This window comes from Patulibacter americanus DSM 16676 (assembly GCF_000420025.1).
Lineage (GTDB): Bacteria > Actinomycetota > Thermoleophilia > Solirubrobacterales > Solirubrobacteraceae > Patulibacter > Patulibacter americanus.
The window spans coordinates 1-17,233 of record NZ_ATUD01000023.1; the positions used below are offsets into that span (position 1 = coordinate 1).

At 75.5% G+C, this 17,233-nt stretch carries 16 protein-coding genes; 15 read left to right on the forward strand and 1 reads right to left on the reverse strand.

The window, feature by feature from the left end; translation table 11 throughout:
- From F593_RS0120735 to F593_RS0120765, 8 genes are all read left to right on the forward strand, one after another.
- A partial coding sequence (locus tag F593_RS0120735; protein WP_022930662.1) for a methyl-accepting chemotaxis protein occupies positions 1–743 on the forward strand: 743 nt, incomplete at its 5' end.
- A gap of 80 nt (positions 744–823) precedes the next feature.
- Positions 824–1,267, forward strand: a complete 444-nt coding sequence (locus F593_RS27235; RefSeq protein ID WP_022930663.1) for a chemotaxis protein CheW — start codon at positions 824–826, stop codon at positions 1,265–1,267.
- A 90-nt stretch (positions 1,268–1,357) separates the two neighbouring features.
- The gene (locus F593_RS27240; RefSeq protein WP_022930664.1) at positions 1,358–2,149 is read left to right on the forward strand and encodes a response regulator transcription factor; all 792 of its coding nucleotides are present in this window, start codon (positions 1,358–1,360) and stop codon (positions 2,147–2,149) included.
- Entirely contained in the window at positions 2,146–2,868 is a 723-nt protein-coding gene (locus F593_RS0120750) for an ATP-binding protein (RefSeq protein ID WP_022930665.1), read from the forward strand. The genes F593_RS27240 and F593_RS0120750 overlap by 4 nt, the downstream gene beginning before the upstream one ends.
- Positions 2,865–3,545, forward strand: coding sequence for an RcpC/CpaB family pilus assembly protein (locus F593_RS27245; protein ID WP_022930666.1), 681 nt, complete (start codon positions 2,865–2,867; stop codon positions 3,543–3,545). Before F593_RS0120750 ends, F593_RS27245 begins: the two co-directional genes overlap by 4 nt.
- Entirely contained in the window at positions 3,542–4,672 is a 1,131-nt protein-coding gene (locus F593_RS27250) for a TadA family conjugal transfer-associated ATPase (RefSeq protein WP_022930667.1), read from the forward strand. Before F593_RS27245 ends, F593_RS27250 begins: the two co-directional genes overlap by 4 nt.
- Positions 4,669–5,490: a type II secretion system F family protein gene (locus F593_RS28975; RefSeq protein ID WP_169449236.1), complete on the forward strand. Its 822-nt coding sequence runs from the start codon at positions 4,669–4,671 to the stop codon at positions 5,488–5,490. Before F593_RS27250 ends, F593_RS28975 begins: the two co-directional genes overlap by 4 nt.
- Entirely contained in the window at positions 5,487–6,359 is an 873-nt protein-coding gene (locus F593_RS0120765; RefSeq protein ID WP_157252041.1) for a type II secretion system F family protein, read from the forward strand. The genes F593_RS28975 and F593_RS0120765 overlap by 4 nt, the downstream gene beginning before the upstream one ends.
- A gap of 87 nt (positions 6,360–6,446) precedes the next feature.
- Here F593_RS0120765 and F593_RS0120770 read toward each other — a convergent pair whose 3' ends face one another.
- Positions 6,447–8,210, reverse strand: coding sequence for a DUF3352 domain-containing protein (locus tag F593_RS0120770; protein ID WP_022930670.1), 1,764 nt, complete (start codon positions 8,208–8,210; stop codon positions 6,447–6,449).
- A 605-nt stretch (positions 8,211–8,815) separates the two neighbouring features.
- On the opposite strand from F593_RS0120770, the gene F593_RS30490 reads away from it, so the two are divergent.
- From F593_RS30490 to mraY, 7 genes are all read left to right on the forward strand, one after another.
- Positions 8,816–9,292 carry a division/cell wall cluster transcriptional repressor MraZ gene (locus F593_RS30490; protein WP_022930671.1) on the forward strand — a complete coding sequence of 159 codons (477 nt, stop codon included), beginning with the start codon at positions 8,816–8,818 and terminating at the stop codon, positions 9,290–9,292.
- Between the two features lie 35 nt (positions 9,293–9,327).
- On the forward strand, positions 9,328–10,377 hold the full coding sequence (gene rsmH, locus F593_RS0120780; RefSeq protein WP_022930672.1) for a 16S rRNA (cytosine(1402)-N(4))-methyltransferase RsmH: 1,050 nt from the start codon (positions 9,328–9,330) through the stop codon (positions 10,375–10,377).
- Complete coding sequence (locus F593_RS28980; RefSeq protein ID WP_022930673.1) at positions 10,374–11,414, forward strand: hypothetical protein; 1,041 nt, start codon at positions 10,374–10,376, stop codon at positions 11,412–11,414. Before rsmH ends, F593_RS28980 begins: the two co-directional genes overlap by 4 nt.
- A 132-nt stretch (positions 11,415–11,546) precedes the next feature.
- Positions 11,547–13,256, forward strand: coding sequence for a peptidoglycan D,D-transpeptidase FtsI family protein (locus F593_RS0120790; RefSeq protein ID WP_022930674.1), 1,710 nt, complete (start codon positions 11,547–11,549; stop codon positions 13,254–13,256).
- A gap of 85 nt (positions 13,257–13,341) precedes the next feature.
- A complete protein-coding gene (locus tag F593_RS0120795; protein ID WP_022930675.1) occupies positions 13,342–14,826 on the forward strand; it encodes a UDP-N-acetylmuramoyl-L-alanyl-D-glutamate--2,6-diaminopimelate ligase in 1,485 nt (494 codons plus the stop codon).
- Entirely contained in the window at positions 14,819–16,156 is a 1,338-nt protein-coding gene (locus F593_RS0120800) for a UDP-N-acetylmuramoyl-tripeptide--D-alanyl-D-alanine ligase (protein ID WP_022930676.1), read from the forward strand. The genes F593_RS0120795 and F593_RS0120800 overlap by 8 nt, the downstream gene beginning before the upstream one ends.
- Positions 16,157–16,159: 3 nt before the next feature.
- Entirely contained in the window at positions 16,160–17,137 is a 978-nt protein-coding gene (gene mraY / locus F593_RS0120805) for a phospho-N-acetylmuramoyl-pentapeptide-transferase (RefSeq protein WP_022930677.1), read from the forward strand.
- Positions 17,138–17,233: the final 96 nt, after the last annotated feature.

Here is a 17,233-nt window from a genome sequence, read left to right on the forward strand (position 1 = left end):
CCACGCGCTCCAGCGCCGAGTCCGCCCAGCAGACCGTGCAGGCCGCGGTCGAGGCCCGCGAGGTCGCCGCCGAGGGCGAGCGCGCCGTCGAGCGGGCCACCGAGGGCATGCGCCAGATGCGCGAGTCCTCCAGCGCCGTCACCGCGACGATGCAGGGCCTCGCCGCCAAGAGCGAGCAGATCGGCGGCATCGTCGACACGATCACCGGCATCGCCGGCCAGACGAACCTCCTCGCGCTGAACGCCGCGATCGAGGCCGCCCGCGCCGGCGAGCAGGGCCGCGGCTTCGCGGTCGTCGCCGAGCAGGTCCGCAAGCTGGCCGAGGAGTCCCAAGACGCCGCCGCGTCGATCTCGCAGCTCGTGCAGGAGATCCAGGGCGAGACCGCCCAGGCCGTCGTCGCCGTCGAGGACGGCGCGCAGCGCTCCGCCGAGGGCGCCGTCACGGTCGAGCAGGCCCGCGACGCCTTCCAGCGGATCGGGACCTCCGTCGACGACATGAGCGACCGCGTGGGCTCCATCGCCACCGCCGTCGCGCAGATCGCCGCGAGCGCCGACCGCGTGCAGAGCGACATGGCCGAGGTCGCCTCGGTCGCCGAGCAGTCCTCCGCCTCGTCCGAGCAGGTCTCGGCGTCGACGGAGGAGACGAGCGCGAGCGCCCAGGAGATCTCCTCGAGCGCCCAGCAGCTCGCGGTGACCGCGGCCGAGCTCGAGCAGCTCGTCGGCCGGTTCACCGTCGCGTCCTGAGGCACCCACGCTCGGGGCCGGGCGACCGCCCGGCCCCGCACCCCGACCACCATCCCCGCCACCACAACACCGGAGCACCAGTGAGCACCCCGACCACCCGCGCCGCCGCGCCGACCACCCAGCAGCTCGTCGTCCTCGCCCTCGGGTCCGAGGAGTACGCCGTGCCGATCGGCCACGTGCAGGAGATCATCTCCTACACCGCCCCGCGGCCCGTGCCGTCGAGCGACCCGTGCTGCCGCGGCGTGATCAGCCTGCGCGGCAAGATCATCCCCGTGTTCGACCTGGCGATGCAGCTCGGCGTCTTCGCCGAGCCCGCCGACGACCAGCGGATCGTCATCCTCGAGGGTCCGGCCGGCATCGCGGGCGTCATCGTCGACGACGTCGATGAGGTCCTCGAGGTCGACGAGTCGGATTTCGAGCCCATGCCGCAGTCCGGCAGCGCGGCCGTCGAGTCCGTCGTCGAGATGAAGGATCGCCTGATCGTGCTGCTCGCCCCGGATCGCCTCCTCGAGGGGCTGATCTAGGACCGGCCCCGCCGAGACTCCGCACAGGGCGGCGGAGTCTCGGCACGAAACGGCGGGGGAGAGTTCGCAGGGCCCCCGGGTAGACCCGGCATGAGCCAGCTGCCGACCGCTCCCCTCCTGGTCGTCGAGGACGACGAGCTCACGCGCTCGTTCCTCGTCGAACACCTCGCCGCCGACGGGTACGACCCGATCGCGGCCGGATCGATGGAGGAGGCCATCGCCGCGCTCGAGCGCGCGTCACCGTGCCTCGTCCTCTCCGACCTGACGCTGCCCGACGGCTCCGGCCTGGACCTCGTCGCCCGCATCCGCGCGGCCGACGGCATCGTCTCCCGCGTCGACCCGGCCACCCCGGTCCTGTTGCTCACTGGCCGCGGGAGCGAGATGGACCGGGTGCGCGGCTTCGAGCGCGGCTGCGACGACTACCTCGTCAAGCCGTTCTCCTACGCCGAGCTGCGGCTGCGGATCGCGAGCCTCCTGCGCCGCGCGGACGACCGCCCCGCCGCCGGCATCGTCCGCATCGGGGCCCTCGTGCTCGACCCGTCGCAACGGTCCGTCACCGTGCGTGGCGACGAGGTCGCGCTCACGCAGAAGGAGTACGCGCTGCTGCTCGCCCTCGTCCGCGAGCCGCTGCGCGTGTTCCCGAAGGACGAGCTCCTGCGCACGGTCTGGGGCTTCCGCGTCGCCGCCGTCACGCGCACGATCGACTCGCACGCCTGCCGGCTGCGCCGCAAGCTCGGCGTCCACGGCGACTCGTTCGTGGTGAACGTGTGGGGCGTGGGCTACCGGCTGGTGGACGCCGCTCCCGCGGTGGTCGACGCCGAGGCGTCCGCTGCGGGGGCCCGTGGCACGGCCGACGCGGACGCGGGGCGGGTGGCGGCATGAGCGCGCTGCTGGCGCTCGGCTGGCTCTGCGCCGTCACGGCCGCCAGCCTGCTGCTGCTCTCCCGCCACGCGGCGCACCGCAGCACCGAGCGGGTCGTCCGCGCGTGCCACGAGCTGCGGGGACCGCTCACGAACCTGACCCTCGCGCTGGGGGAGGAGGGCGGGGACCGTCCCGCTGCGCTGCCCGCACTGACCCTGGAGCTCGCGCGGGCCCGTCGGGCGGTCGAGGAGCTCAGCGCCGCCGCGGCCGGCCGCGTCGCCGGCGACGAGCGGCGGGGCGTCGAGGTCGGGCCCCTCGTGCGGGACCTCGTCGCCGTTCACGACGTCGCCGCGCGGGCGCGCGGCCGGCGGGTGGTCCTTGCGGACGTGCTGCCGGCTGACGCGCACGTGGTCGGCGACCGCGCCCGGCTGGCGCAGGCGATCGGAAACCTCGTGCAGAACGCGCTGGACCACGGGGAGGGGACGGTCCGCGTGGCCGTCGACACGCACGACGGGGCCGTCCACGTCGAGGTGGCGGACGAGGGGCATGGCCTGCGGGTGCCGGTCGACGCCCTCCTGCGTGCACGCCGACGCGGCCAGCGCGGGCGGGGGATGGGGATCGTCGCCGACGCCCTGGCCGCCCACGGCGGCCGGTTGCGCACACGGCCGTCGGCGGGTGGTGCCCGCATGGTGGCCGAGCTCCCCGCCGCGCCCCGGGCCCGCCGGGCGGTCGCGCCGTGAACCGCCGGCGCCGCGCCGCGCTGCTGATCGGCCTGGCGCTCGTGCTCGGCGCGCTCGCAGCGGCCGACGTCGCCCGGCGCGAGCGGGCGCTGGCCGACACCGTCGGCCCGAGCGTGCCCGTCGTCGTGGCCCGGAAGAGCCTGCCCGTCGGGCAACCCGTGCGGGTCGAGGACCTGGCGGTGCGCCACGTTCCCGGGCGGTATGCCCCCGCCGAGCGGATCGCCGTCCCGGGCGAGGCCGCCGGCCTGCGTCCGCGCGTCGCCGTCCCGGCCGGGGGCGACGTGGTGCTGCCGCTGCTCGACACGGACGGCGGTCCCCGGCTGCGCCCCGGCGAGCGGATCGCCGACATCGTGGCCATCGGCGACGGGCGGCTCGTGCGGCCCGGCACGCGGGTCGACCTGCTGGTGACCCGCGACGACGACGGCGGCGCGGGATCGACGAAGCTCGCGCTGGAGGACGCCGAGGTCCTGAGCACGGACGACGCCCCGGCGGAGGGTGGAGGGGGGACGGGCGGCCGCCTCGCGATCGCGCTGCGCGTCTCGGTCAAGCAGGCGGTCTACCTGGCCGCCGCGCAGAACTTCGCGTCGGAGTTGCGCGTCCTGCCGCGCGCCGCCGACGACGACGACCGCGGTGCGTCGGGCACCACCGCCGGCGCGAGCCTCGAGGGCGTCCGGTGAGCGTCCACCGCGAGATCGCCGCCGAGCTCCACGGCCGCCTCGTCGCCCTCGCCGCCGCCCCGGCGGAGGGCGGCATCAGCCCCTCCCCGGAGGAGCTCCTGGAGCGGGTCCTGCGCCGCGACGCCCCGCTGCTGCCGCCGGAGGACCGGGCCGAGGTCCGGCGGCTGCTGCTGGAGCGGACCGCCGGGCTCGGCCCGCTCGAGTCGCTCCTGGACGACCCCGAGGTCGACGAGATCATGGTCTCGGGCACCCGTCCCGTCTGGGTCGAGCGCCGCGGCCGGATCGAGGAGACGGCGGTGCGCTTCGCCGACGAGCACGAGCTGCTGCACGCCATCGAGCGGATGCTCGCCGGCGCCGGACGGCGCGTCGACCTGGCGGACCCGCTCTGCGACGCGCGGCTCCCCGACGGCTCCCGGGTGCACGTCGTGCTGCCGCCGCTGGCCGTCGACGGCCCGGCGGTGACGATCCGCCGGTTCCGCGCCCGTCGCTGGATGCCCAAGGAGCTCGTCGCCCGCGGCACCTGGTCGCCGGCGCTCGCGGCCCTCGTGGCCGAGGCCGTCGCGGACCGCCGGTCCATCCTCGTCTCGGGCGGGACGGGCGCGGGCAAGACGACGACGCTCGGGGCGATCGCGTCGCTGCTGCGCCCGGAGGAGCGAATCGTGACCGTCGAGGACACCGCGGAGCTGCGGCTCGGGCAGCCGCACGTGATCCGGCTCGAGGCCCGACCGGCACGCACCGACGGCCGGGGCGCCGTGACGATCCGCGACCTCGTCCGCAACGCGCTGCGCATGCGGCCGGACCGGATCGTCGTCGGCGAGGTCCGTGGCGCGGAGGCGCTCGACATGGTGCTCGCGATGACGACGGGCCACGACGGATCGCTCTCCACGATCCACGCCCGCTCGCCCGAGGCCGCGCTGCGCCGGCTCGAGACGCTGTGCCTGATGGCCGACGTCGCCCTGCCGCACGTCGCGGTCGCCCGCATGGTGGGCGACGCCGTCGGCCTGGTCGTGCAGCAGACCCGCACGGCCGACGGGCACCGCCGCGTGACGGCGGCCGGGCGGGTGGTCGCCGGCGGCGACGGCTGGCGGGTCGAGCCGGTCGACATCGGAGCCGGGGTGGCGGCGTGAGCGTCGCGGTGCTGGTGTCGGCGGCCGCCGGGGCGCTCGGCGGTGCGGGGCTCGCGGACCTGGCCCCGGACGCCGCGCGGGCGGCACGCGGCGCCGTCGCGCGTGCCCGGGACGGGGCGCTGGCCGCGGGCCGCCTGGACCGCATCGTCCCGGCCGGCGTCGTCGTGGCGCTGGTGCTGCTCGTGGCGGGCGCGCCCGCGCTGGGGCTCGTCGCCGGGCTCGGCCCCGCCGTCCTGCGCGGCGTGCTCGACGCCCGCCGGGCCCGCCGGCGCCGCGCCGTGGGCCTCGGGGCGCCGCTCGTCGCCCGCGCGGTGGCCGACGCGCTCGACGCGGGGCACGGTGTGGGCCGGGCGATCGGCGAGGCGTCGCGGGCGTCGGGGCTGGGCGGGCCGGCGGCCGAGGAGCTGCGTCGGGTGGCCGCGCGGCTCCAGGCCGGGGATCCGCTGGCCGCGGCGCTCGACGCCTGGCGGGCCCGGACGGACGAGCCCGCCCACCGCACCCTCGTCGCCGGTCTGCTGCTGCACGGCGAGGCCGGCGGCGAGCTCGCCGACGTCCTGCGCGACCAGGCCTCGGCGCTCGAGAAGGCGCGCCGCGCGACCGCCGAGGCCGAGAGCGCGATCGTCCAGTCCCGCGCCGCCGCCCGCATCGTCGGCGGGCTGCCCGCCGCCGTCATGGTCGGGGCCGTCGTGCTCGCCCCGGACACCGTCCGGCAGATCACGGGCAACCCCCTCGGCGCCGTCCTCGTCGTCGTCGCCGTGCTCCTGCAGATCGCCGCGGTCGTCGCCGTCCGCCGGCTCACCTCGGGGCTGACCCGGTGAGCGCGGTGGTGCTGGCGGCCGCGGCCGGGGCGGCGTTCGGCGTCGGTGCGGGCGAGCTCGTCGTCGCCCGGGCCGAGCGCCGGAGCCGGCGCGAGCCCGCCGGGTGGGTCGAGGTGGCGCCTCGGCGGGGCGGGGGGCTCGGGGTGCTCGGAGCGTTGCTGCGGCTCTCGCGGCACGTGGGCCGCGGGACCGGTCGCCGCCTCCCGGCGCCGTCCGACGCGGCGGGGCGCCTCGACGCCGCCGGCCTCTCGCCGCGGATCGGGGCGGCCGACCTGCGGGCGGTGCGCGGGGCGGCCACGACGGTGGGCATCGCCCTGGCGGTCGTGGGACTTCCGGCGTTCGGCGCTCAGGCCATCGTCCTCGCCGCCGTCGCGCCGCTGGCGCTCATGCTGCTGCCCGACCTGCTCATCGGCCGGCTCATCCGACGCCGGGCGCAGGAGATGCTGGTCGAGCTGCCCGACGTCGTGGACCTGCTCCGCATCGCGCTCCGCAGCGGCCGGTCCGTCCCCGAGACGCTGGCGCGGGTCGGGGCCCACCACCCGGGGACGCTCGGCGCCGAGCTGCGCCGGTCGGCGGCCGAGATGCGGATCGGCGTGCCGACGGACCGCGCGCTCGTCGGGCTGCGCCGCCGCTGTCCGGCGGAGGGCTCCGCCGAGCTCGTGGCGCTGCTGCTGCGCACCCACCGCCACGGCGGCTCGGCCGCCGAGGGCCTGCGAGCGCTGGCCGAGGACCTGCGTGCGCGCCGGGCGCGGACGGCGATCGACCGGGCCTCGCGGGCCGCCCCGAAGGTGCAGCTCGTGGTGGCGCTCCTGCTCGTGCCCGCGGCGATGCTCCTGATCGCCGCGGGGCTCCTGCAGATGCGGGGCTAGCGCGTGGCGGCCCGACCCGCGGCCGCCGGGCCGCCGTGACGGCCAGACGCGGTTGCGCGGGCCGATGCCCGCGCGACCCCGTCCCCCCTACGGGGTGGTCGTCGTCCCGCCGGCCTGCTGCGACGCGTCGTAGTCCACGACGAAGGTGCCGCGCCAGGTCGTGGCGCCCGTGGACTCCTGCGAGCCCGCGATGAGCTTCAGGCGCTGCAGGGCCTCGACGGCCTGACGGGCCTCGCCGACGCCGAGGCTGCCGATGAGGTTCGTCAGCGGCTTCGGGTTGATGACGACGCTCGGGGTCGCGCCCCCGAGGGCCTGCTTGGCACGGTCGTACGTCGGGTCGTCGCCGAACTTCGACGACGGCTTGAGGATCGACGTGACGGAGTCGACGCCCAGGCCGATGGCCACGCGGTCGCCCTTCTGGCCCGCGGCGATCTGCAGCGGAAGCCCCTGCGGCGCCGCGACGAGGCCCGCGTCGGCGCCCTCGATGTCCTGGCTCCGGACCGGGAACCCGGTCTGGCGCTTGACGAGCCCGCCCATGCCGTCGAGCAGCGCCTTCGCGGAGGCGTCGTCCTCCGTCTGCAGCACGACGCCGCCGGCCGCGCCGAGCAGGCTGTCGCCGCGGGCGGCACCCGAGACGCTCTTGACCTTGCCGAGGGCGGCCTTGAAGTCCGCGGGCAGCTCGCCCGTCACGGCCTCGAGCTGCTCCCACACCTCGGGGCCCGTGGCACCGAGGCCGTTCATGCCCGAGATCGGCGCGCCGAACGCGAGCCACGAGCCGCCGGGCAGCGCCGCGACCGCGTCCGCCCCGGCCTTCGCCTCGCCGCCGAGGCCCTCCGGGGCGGTGCCACCGGTCGACACGGTGGCGCGGCCCGGACGCAGGCTGAGCGCCATGGCGATCGTCGCGTCCGTGGTCGGCACCGTGGTGGAGGCGTCGAGCGCACCCATGCCGCCCGACGTGCCGAAGCCGCCGCCCCCGCCGGAGGACTCGAGGCGCTTGCGCACGGACGGCGGCAGCTGCTTCAGCTGCGACTCCGTCAGGCCGCTGGCGGGCTTCTTCGCGCGGCTGCCACCCTCGTCGGCGGCCTTGGCGATGGCCCCGTTGAGCGTGGGGGCCTGCTGCAGGTCGACCCAGGTCAGGCCGAGGGGATCGGACGCGCGGACCTGGGCGATGGCGGCCTTGTAGCGGGCGTTGCCGTCGAGGGTCTCGCCCTCCGTGGCCTCGATGGTCGCCCGGACGGCGTCCTCGGTGCCCATCGCGAAGAGGTCGTCGCCGATCCAGGCGGCGGCCTGGCTGTTCTTGTCGCGGTAGACCTGCTGCCCGGCGACCGTGACGACGCGGGACTCGTCCTTCAGCGCCGGCTCGAGCGTCGCCCGCAGGGCGTCGGCGTCCTTGACCTCGGCGACGATCGCGCCCTGCGGCTTCTTCGCGGCCGACGCGGAGGCGGCCTGGAGCAGGAACGCCCCGACGTGGTCGCCGAGGTGGGGGAGGACGTCCTTCTCGAACGTCTTGCCGCTCTCGAGCTCGTCGTCGAGGTCGAGGCTCTTCATGAGCTCGCCCCCGGGATCGGCGACCCCGAACAGGCGCGAGAGCTCCTCGATCGCGGCCTTCGGCTCCTGGCCGGGCCGGAAGGTCGCCTCGGCGTAGGCGGCGACCTTGGCGGGCACGTCGTCGGCCAGGAAGGCCTTCGGCGCCGCGCCGGTCGTGGTCGCGGCGGCGGCCGCCGGGGTCGCCGGCTTGCCGGATTCGTCGTCACCGCCGCCGCATCCGGCGAACGCGAGGGCACCCACGGCGATGGCCGTGAGGGGGACGGCGCGGCGGGCCACGGTGCGGGGGAGCGAGGTCGAGGTCATGACGGTCCTTCCTGTCCGCCGGGGCGGGCGGGGTCGAGGTCCAGCGAATCGTACGGCTCCGCGGCCCGCTCGGCGCTCCTTCCTCGCGCGCGAGGAAGAACCGGGCCGTGGCGCACCGCCGTTCATCGGGCGCGAACGGTCGCGCGCCCGCCCTCGGAGGTCGCGCGCTCCACCGCGCCCCACCCCGACACCCCACATCGCCCCACCGTCGGGCCCACGGCGCCCCACTGCGCCGCCTTCGCGGGCGTCACACACACCGTAAAGCCGCAATTTGCGGGGTTTCCGACGGTGCCCGCAGAACCGAACACCGTCGAACATCAGCGAACGGTCGACGAACGGGTGTTCCGATTTGCGACTGCAATCGATCCTGCACCAGGCCCCTGATACGGCCCGTCTCGGATTGGATACGCCGTTCTTGCAGGGGATCCAGGGCACGAACATATGTTCCGTCGGATGCCGGGGTACGGTGGAGTGGGGCAGAGGGGGCGATTTGTGGTGCGTGGTGGGGCGCGGTGGGCTATGTTCCTCGCAGCGAGTCGGGCCGGACGCGGTTCCTCCCACTGCTTCCGGCCCGGCTCGCACCGGTCATCTCCCGGCCCACGCTCTTGCCGGACCTCCAGCTCCAGTCCCAGTTCGAGCTCACGCTCGACGCGAAGAACCGCCTGACGATCCCGGCGCGTTTCCGCGAGCCCTTCAAGGCCGGCCTGGTGCTCGTCCGCTCCTTCGATGTCCCCGCCGTCGGCATCGAGCCGATCGAGGACTACCGCCAGTTCGTCGAGGCGTCCCTCCGCGGCCGCCATCCGCTCGATCCGCGCACCCGCCAGATCGAGCGCTCCCTGAACTCCGCCGTCACGCCCGGCGACCTCGACGGCCAGGGCCGCGTGACGATCTCCGGCCCGCTGCTGGACCACGCGAAGATCTCCGGCAAGGACGTCCTCCTCGTCGGCTCCGGCCGCCGCTTCGAGCTGTGGGACCGCGAGGGCTGGGCGAACTACGCGCCCGAGCTGCAGGGCGCGATGCTCGACATCGCGAACGAGATCGGCGGCCAGTCGTTCCCGTTCGACCCGCAGAGCGGCGCGTAGCCGTGCCCGGCGAGCCGACCGGCCACCATGGAGGGGTGGACCCGGACCGCCCCGACACGCACGACCTCGACCCCGCGACGCCGGCTCCCGAGACCGACGCCCCCGCCCTCGAGTCCGACCCGACGACGGGGGACGCGTGGCACCTGCCCGTCCTCTGGCACGAGACGGTGGACATCCTCGAGCCCCGTCCCGGCCAGACGATGATCGACGGCACCTTCGGCGCCGGCGGCCATGCGCGGCTGATGGCGGAGCGGCTCGGGCCCGACGGCCGGCTCGTCGTCGTCGACCGGGATCCCGTCGCGCTCGAGATCGCGGAGCGCTTCGCCGCGACCGCCCCGTGCGAGGTCCGGATCGTCGCCGCGCCCTTCGCGGAGGCGTTCGAAGGGCTCGCCGCGGAAGGATTCCGGGCCGACGGGGCGTACTTCGACCTCGGGATGTCCTCGATGCAGATCGATCAGGCGGAGCGAGGCTTCGCGTACACGCGGGACGCGCCCCTCGACATGCGCATGGGCATGGGGGAGAGCGACAGCACGCTCATGTCCGCCGCCGAGGTGGTGGCCACGTGGGACGCGAAGGAGCTCACGCGCGTGCTGCGCGAGTACGGCGAGGAGCGCTACGCCCCGAAGATCGCCCGCGCCATCGTCCGCGAGCGCGAGAAGGCCCCGATCGACACGACGGGCCGGCTCGTCGACGTCATCACGAACGCCATCCCGACCCCGGCGCGGTTCGTCGGGGGCCACCCGGCCAAGCGGACCTTCCAGGCGCTGCGCATCCTCGTCAACGACGAGCTCGGCCAGATCGACCGCGCGCTCCCCGCGGCGTGGTCGCTGCTCGGCGTCGGCGGCCGCCTGGCCGTCATCTCCTTCCACTCGCTGGAGGACCGTCGCGTGAAGCGGTTCGTGTCCGACCTGCTGCGGGGCTGCACCTGCCCGCCCGACATGCCGGTCTGCGTGTGCGGCAACGAGCCGCAGGCCGAGACGCTCGGCAAGCGCGGCGTCGTGCCCTCGCCGGAGGAGCAGCAGCAGAACCCGCGCTCGCGCTCCGCCCGGCTGCGCGGCGCCCGACGGATCGCGGTGCCCGCATGAGCGCCGCGCCCGCACCCCGCGACCGCCCGGCGGCCCCGGGCCGCCCCCCGCTGCGTGCCGTCCCGCGCCCGTCGCGCCCGGCACCCGCACGCCCGTCCCGTCCGGCCGGCCCCGGCGGCGGTCTGCCGCTCGGCGTCAACCTGGCGCTCGTACCCGTCCGCCTGGCGCTCGTGCCGGTACGGCTCTTCACCGCGCTGCTCGGCCGCCTCACCGGCGGCCGGCCGTGGCTCGCGCTCGTCCTCGTGCTGGGCTGCGGCGTGATCGCGCTGCACGCCGCGACGCTCCAGACGAACCAGACCGTCGCCCAGCGCGACGTGCAGATCAGCAAGCTCGAGCGCAACAACGCGACCTTGCGCAACGAGGTCGCGGGCCTGGGCTCGCCCGACCGCGTGTCGGAGTTCGGCCGCAGCATCGGGATGGTCCTGGCCGACCCCGAGGGCGTCGGGTACCTCGACGCCCGCAAGACCGACGCCGCCCGCGCCGCCGGGCTCATCGGGCCGCCCAGCCCGAGCTGGAAGCCCGCCCCGAACCGGTCGGAGCAGAACGGCGACCCCGCCGCCGCCGACGGCACCGCCGCGGCGGACGGCACCGCGGCGGCGGACGGCACCGCGGCTGCCGGCGCCGGGACGGGCACCGCGGCCGCAGGCACCGCCGGGACGCCCCCGGCGGCCGGCGCGGGCGCCACGCAGGGCGCCGGGGCAGCCACCCCGTCCGGCACGCCGACCCCGTCGGGCGCGGCCACCCAGTCCGGCACCGCCACCCAGTCCGGCGCCGGCACCGCGTCCGGCACCGGCACGACGTCGGGTACCGGCACGACGTCGGGCACCGGCACGGCCGCGCCGTCGGGCGCGGGTCGCTCCACGACTCCGGGTGGGGGCGCGGCCTCGGGCACCCCGTCCGGCGCCACGCAGTCCGGCTCGGCCTCCTCGGGCGCCACGCCGTCCGGGGCGGCGACCCAGGGCCCCACCCCGGGCACGGCCGCGGCCGGCGGCGCCGCGGCGGGCACCACCGGCGGCACCGCCGTCGGCGGCGACTGACGCACCCCGCGTTCCCGGGCGCCGGAAGAGCGGCTCCCGCGGGGGACACCCGTCCTCGCACCCCGGGAGCGTCGAGCCGTCGACCCGCCTGCCCCGGGAAGGAGCGCGCGGGCGCGCGGCGAAAGGGCGGGCATGTACGCAGATCGCCGCCTGCGCGTGCTCTTCACGATCTCCATGGTCCTCGTCGCGCTCGCCGGGCTGCGCTCGGTGTGGTTCGCGATCGCGAAGGCCGACAGCCTCAGCGTCCGGGCCGCCGGCCAGCAGGTCACCGGCCGCGACGTGCTCGCCCTCCGCGGCGAGATCTCCGACCGCAACGACACCCCGCTCGCCGTCTCCGAGCCCGCGGCCGACGTCATCGTCTCGTCGAAGACGGTGCTCGAGCTCAAGACGATGAACCCGCCGCAGCAGCCGCAGAAGATGGCGTCGCTCGTCGCCCGAGCGCTCGACCTGCCCGAGGACGAGGTGCTCGCCGCGCTCACGTCCGGCAAGAGCTTCGAGTACCTCGGGCGCACCGTGCCCGACCGCAAGATCCAGGCGATGAAGGATGAGGCCAAGAAGCTCGAGGTCAACCTCGCCGGCCTGTCCTACGCGCCGCGCAACCGGCGCATCTACCCGGGCGGGCCCCTCGCGGGCCAGCTGCTCGGCGCCTACGGGACCGACGACAAGGCGCTCGCCGGCCTGGAGTACGCACTCGACGACACGCTTCGCGGCACGATGGGCCGCAACGTCCTCACGAGCGCCGGCTCGGGCAACCCGCTGCGCACCCGCGTCGAGAAGCCGATGGTGCCCGGCAAGTCCGTCGGCCTGACGATCGACACGAACATCCAGAAGATGACGGAGGACGCGCTGCAGGAGCTGGGGCAGACGTACCGCCCCAAGCGCGCGACCGCCGTCGTCATGCAGCCCGACGGCCAGGTGCTCTCCATGGCCAACTGGCCGCGGGTCGACCCGAACCACCCGGCCGGCTCGCCGCAGGAGTACAAGAACAACCTGGCCCTCTCGCTGAACTACGAGCCGGGCTCCACGTTCAAGGCCCTCGCGGTCGCCGGCGCCCTGCAGGACCGCGTCGTCACGCCGCAGTCGAAGTTCGTCGTCCCGTACGCGCTGAACGTCGCCGACCGCGTGATCAAGGACTCGCACCCCCACGGCACCGAGGTCATGACCCCGGGCGAGATCCTGGCGGAGAGCTCGAACACCGGCGCGATCAAGATCGGCCTGCAGCTGAACGCGAAGCGCGGCAAGGGCGCGTTCGACGGCTGGATGCGCAAGTTCGGCTTCGGCAGCCCCACGGGGATCGGCCTGCCGGAGGAGCAGGGCCTGCTGCCCAAGGTCGAGGACTATTCCGGCTCGACGATGGGCAACCTGCCGATCGGCCAGGGGCAGTTCGTCACGCCGCTGCAGATCGCCGACCTGTACGCCACGATCGCCAACGGCGGCGTGCTGCGCAAGCCGACGATCGTGCGCACGGTGAACGGCCGGCTGACCGAGCGGCCGAAGGGCACCCGCATCCTGCGGCCCGAGATCGCCCGCGAGCTGCGCGGCATGCTCACGGGCGTCTTCGAGGCCGGCGGCACCGCCTCGGCCGTCAAGGTCCCCGGCTACGACCTGGCGGGCAAGACCGGCACCTCGAACATCTACGACGCCAAGCTCGGCGAGTACGTCGAGAACCGCAACGTCGCGTCCATCGCCGGGTTCGCGCCCGCGCAGAACCCCAAGATCGTCGTGGTGGTCGTCGCCGACCAGCCCGCCGGCGGCGGCTACGGCGCGACCGTCGCGGGCCCCGCGTTCGCGAAGATCGCCCAGTACGCCATGCAGTACCTCAAGGTCCCGACGAACAAGTGAGCGCCGTACGCCGCCCCGCCCCGGCCCGGTCGACGTCGTGGCCGGGCCAGGGCGGGCCCGGCGGCTGCTCTAGGCTCCGGTGCGCATGACGCTGGGGGAGCTGTTCACACAGACGCCCGCGGACGCCCTCGGCGTCCCGGTCACCGCACTGGCGTACGACGACCGGCGCGTGGCGCCGGGCACCGTCTTCTTCTGCGTCCGGGGCCACACGCGCGACGGGCACGAATTCGCCGCCGCCGCGGTCCAGCGCGGGGCCTCCGCGCTCGTCGTCGACCACCCGCTCGGGACGGACGTGCCCGAGGTCGTCGTCCCCGACGTCCGCGCCGCGATGGCGCCGGCCGCCGCCCGCCTGGCCGGCGACCCGACCGCCCGCCTGCAGACCGTCGGCATCACGGGCACGAACGGCAAGACGACCACGGCGTTCCTCGTGCGCGAGCTGCTCGAGGCCGCGGGGCGCTCCACGGGGATCCTCGGCACCGTCACCCAGGTCGCCGGGGGCGTGGAGCGACCAGCCGGCCGGACCACGCCCGAGGCGATCGACCTGCAGCCGCTGTTCGCGGAGATGGTGGAGGCGGGCGATCAGGCGTGCGTGATGGAGGTCTCCTCCCACGCGCTCGCGCTCGGTCGCGCCGACGCCATCCACTGGGCCGCCGCGATCTTCACGAACCTCACCCAGGACCACCTCGACTTCCACGCGGACATGGAGGAGTACTTCCTGGCGAAGGCCCGCCTGTTCGACGCGGCCGGGGACGCTCCGAAGGTCGTCGACGTCGACGACCCCTACGGCCGCCGGCTCGCCGGCATGCACCCCGGGGCGATCACCGTCGGCCTGGAGTCCGAGGACGCCCGCGTGCGCGCCACCGACGTCCGCACCGGCCTGCGGGGGAGCACCTTCGTCGTCGACGGCCGCGAGCTCTCCACGCCGCTCACCGGCCGCTTCAACGTCATGAACGCCCTGCAGGCGTACGTCACGGTCACCGCCCTGGGGGTCGACGCCGACGTCGCCGCCGCCGCGCTGGCCGACGCCGGCCGCGTGCCCGGGCGCCTGGAGCCGGTCGACGCCGGCCAGCCCTTCGCCGTGCTCGTCGACTACGCCCACACGCCCGACTCGCTCCACAACGTGCTGGACGCCGCCCGCGGCGTGCTCGAGGCCGACGCGGCCGCGGGTGCCGAGCGGGGCCGGTCGATCTGCGTCTTCGGCTGCGGCGGCGACCGCGACCGCGGCAAGCGCCCGCTCATGGGCGGGATCGCCGCGCGCGAGGCCGACGTCGCGATCGCGACCTCCGACAACCCGCGCTCCGAGGATCCCGAGGCGATCCTCGACGAGGTGCTCGCCGGCGTCGAGCCGGGCGGCCCGCCCGTCGAGCGGATCGCCGACCGCCACGAGGCGATCGCCCGGGCCGTGGCGCTCGCGCGCGCGGGGGACGTCGTCCTCATCACGGGCAAGGGCCACGAGCAGGGCCAGACGTTCGCCGACGGCACCGTCCCCTTCGACGACCGGACCGTCGCCCGCGAGGCGCTCGCCGCCCTCGGCCATACCGCCGCCCCGACGGAGGACGCCCGTGCATAGCCGCGACGCCGCCTGGATCGCCGCCGCTGCCGGCGCCGAGCTCGTGCTGCAGTCCCCGCCCGCCGGCGCGCCCGCGGATCCGCAGGCGCCCGGCCCGTCCAGCGTCGTCATCGACAGCCGGGGGGATTGGCGGACGGCCCCCGGCGACGCCCGCCCGCTGTTCGTCGGCATCCCCGGCGCCCGCGTCGACGGCGGGAGCTTCGCCGCCGAGGTGCTGCTCGCCGGCGCCTGGGGCGTCCTCGTGCGGCCCGAGCACGCCGCGGCGGCCGTCGAGGCCGGCTACGGCACCGTCCTGACCCACCCGGACCCGACGGTCGCCCTCGGCGCGCTGGCCCGGGGCTGGCGCCGTGAGCTCGGCGCGACCGTCGTCGGCATCACGGGCTCCGTCGGCAAGACGTCCACGAAGGACCTGCTCGCCGGGATCCTGGCCACGCAGCTGCGCGTCGTCGCGACGGAGGCCAACCTCAACACGGAGATCGGCCTGCCGCTCACGGTGCTGGGCGCCCCGGAGGGCACGCAGGTGCTGGTGCTCGAGATGGCGATGCGCGGCCGCGGCCAGATCGCGGAGCTCGCCGCCATCGCCGAGCCCGACGTCGGCGTGATCACGAACATCGCGCCCGTCCACGTCGAGCTGCTCGGCTCGCTGCAGGCCATCGCCGACACGAAGGCCGAGCTGCTGGCCGGGATCGTGCCCGGCGGGACCGCGATCATCCCGCGGGACGAGCCGCTCCTGGCGGCCCACCGCCCGCACGGGGTGACCGTCGTCGAGGTCGGGCCGGACGATCCCGCGCCCGCGGGCCTGCGGATCGCCGAGGACGTCTCGCCCACCGTGCTCCGCAACCTGCCGGCGGCCGTGGCCGCCGCCCGCGCGGTCGGCGTCGAGCCCGACGGCCCCGTCGACCCCCGGATCTCGGCGATGCGCGGACAGCGTCTGCACCTCGCCCGCGACGTCGTGGTCGTGGTCGACTGCTACAACGCCAACCCGATGTCGATGACCGCCGCCCTCGACGACCTCGCCACCTCGGCCCCCGGCCGGAAGGTCGCGGTCCTCGGCGACATGCTCGAGCTCGGGCCGGACGAGCTGCGCTTCCACGCCGAGCTCGGCGCCCACGCGCGGTCGGCCGGCGTTGAGGAGCTCGTGGCGGTCGGTCCGCTCAGCCGTCACACCGGCACGGGCTTCGGCCGCGGGGTCCACTGGGTCCCGGACGCCGCCGCCGCGGCGAAGCTCGTCCCGACGCTGCTCGAGCCGGGGGACACCGTGCTCCTCAAGGCCTCGCGCGGCATCGGCCTCGAACGGGTCGCCGACGCCCTGCAGGGCGAGGGCGCCTGAGCCGTGCTGAAGATCCTGATCGGCGGCACCGCCGCCATGCTCATCTGCATCTTCCTGGCGCCACGCTTCATCGACTGGCTCCGGCAGAAGTCGTTCGGCCAGTTCATCCGCGAGGAGGGCCCGTCGGGCCACCAGAAGAAGGCGGGCACGCCCACGATGGGCGGGCTCATCATCTTCGTCGCGATCGCGGTGCCGTTCCTCATCCTCTGGGACTGGACGGACCGCGACTGGCGGGCGATGGGCGTCTTCATCACGGGCGCCGGCTTGGCGCTCGTGGGGTTCGTCGACGACTGGACGAAGGTGGTCCGGAAACGCTCGCTGGGCCTCAGCGGCAAGGGCAAGCTCGCGGCGATGGTCGTCGTCTCGCTCGTGTTCTGGTGGTTCGTCGTCGGGCCCGCGGACCTCGAGCCGACGGTGAAGATCCGCACGCTGGACCTCACGATCGACCTCGGCTGGCTCTACCCCGTCTGGATCTACCTCGTGGTGGCGTTCGTCTCGAACGCCGTGAACCTGACGGACGGCCTCGACGGCCTAGCGGCGGGCGTGACCGCGATCGTGATGACCGCCTACATCGGCATCACGTACCTCGCGACCGGGGCGTCCGACATGGCGCTGCTGGCGGCCTGCACGGTCGGCGGCTGCGTGGGGTTCCTCTGGTACAACGCCCACCCGGCCACGGTGTTCATGGGGGACACCGGGTCGCTCGGCCTCGGCGGCCTGGTCGCCGGCATCGCGATCATGACCAAGACGGAGGAGCTGTTCCTCGTCATCGGCGGCGTGTTCGTGCTCGAGGCGCTCTCGGTGATCATCCAGGTCTTCTCCTTCAAGACCTTCCGCAAGCGCGTCTTCCTCATGGCCCCCCTGCACCACCACTTCGAGATGAAGGCGTGGTCGGAGACGAAGGTCATCCTGCGGTTCTGGATCGTGGCGATCGCGTTCTCGGCGATCGGCTTCACGCTCTTCCAGCAGTCGATCAAGTAGCCGCGGGCCCGGACGCCACGGGCGTCGCGGGGGAGATCGACCGGGCGCCCGAACGCTCACGGGTTCGGGAGGGTTCATAAGCCCCGGGGCGAACAC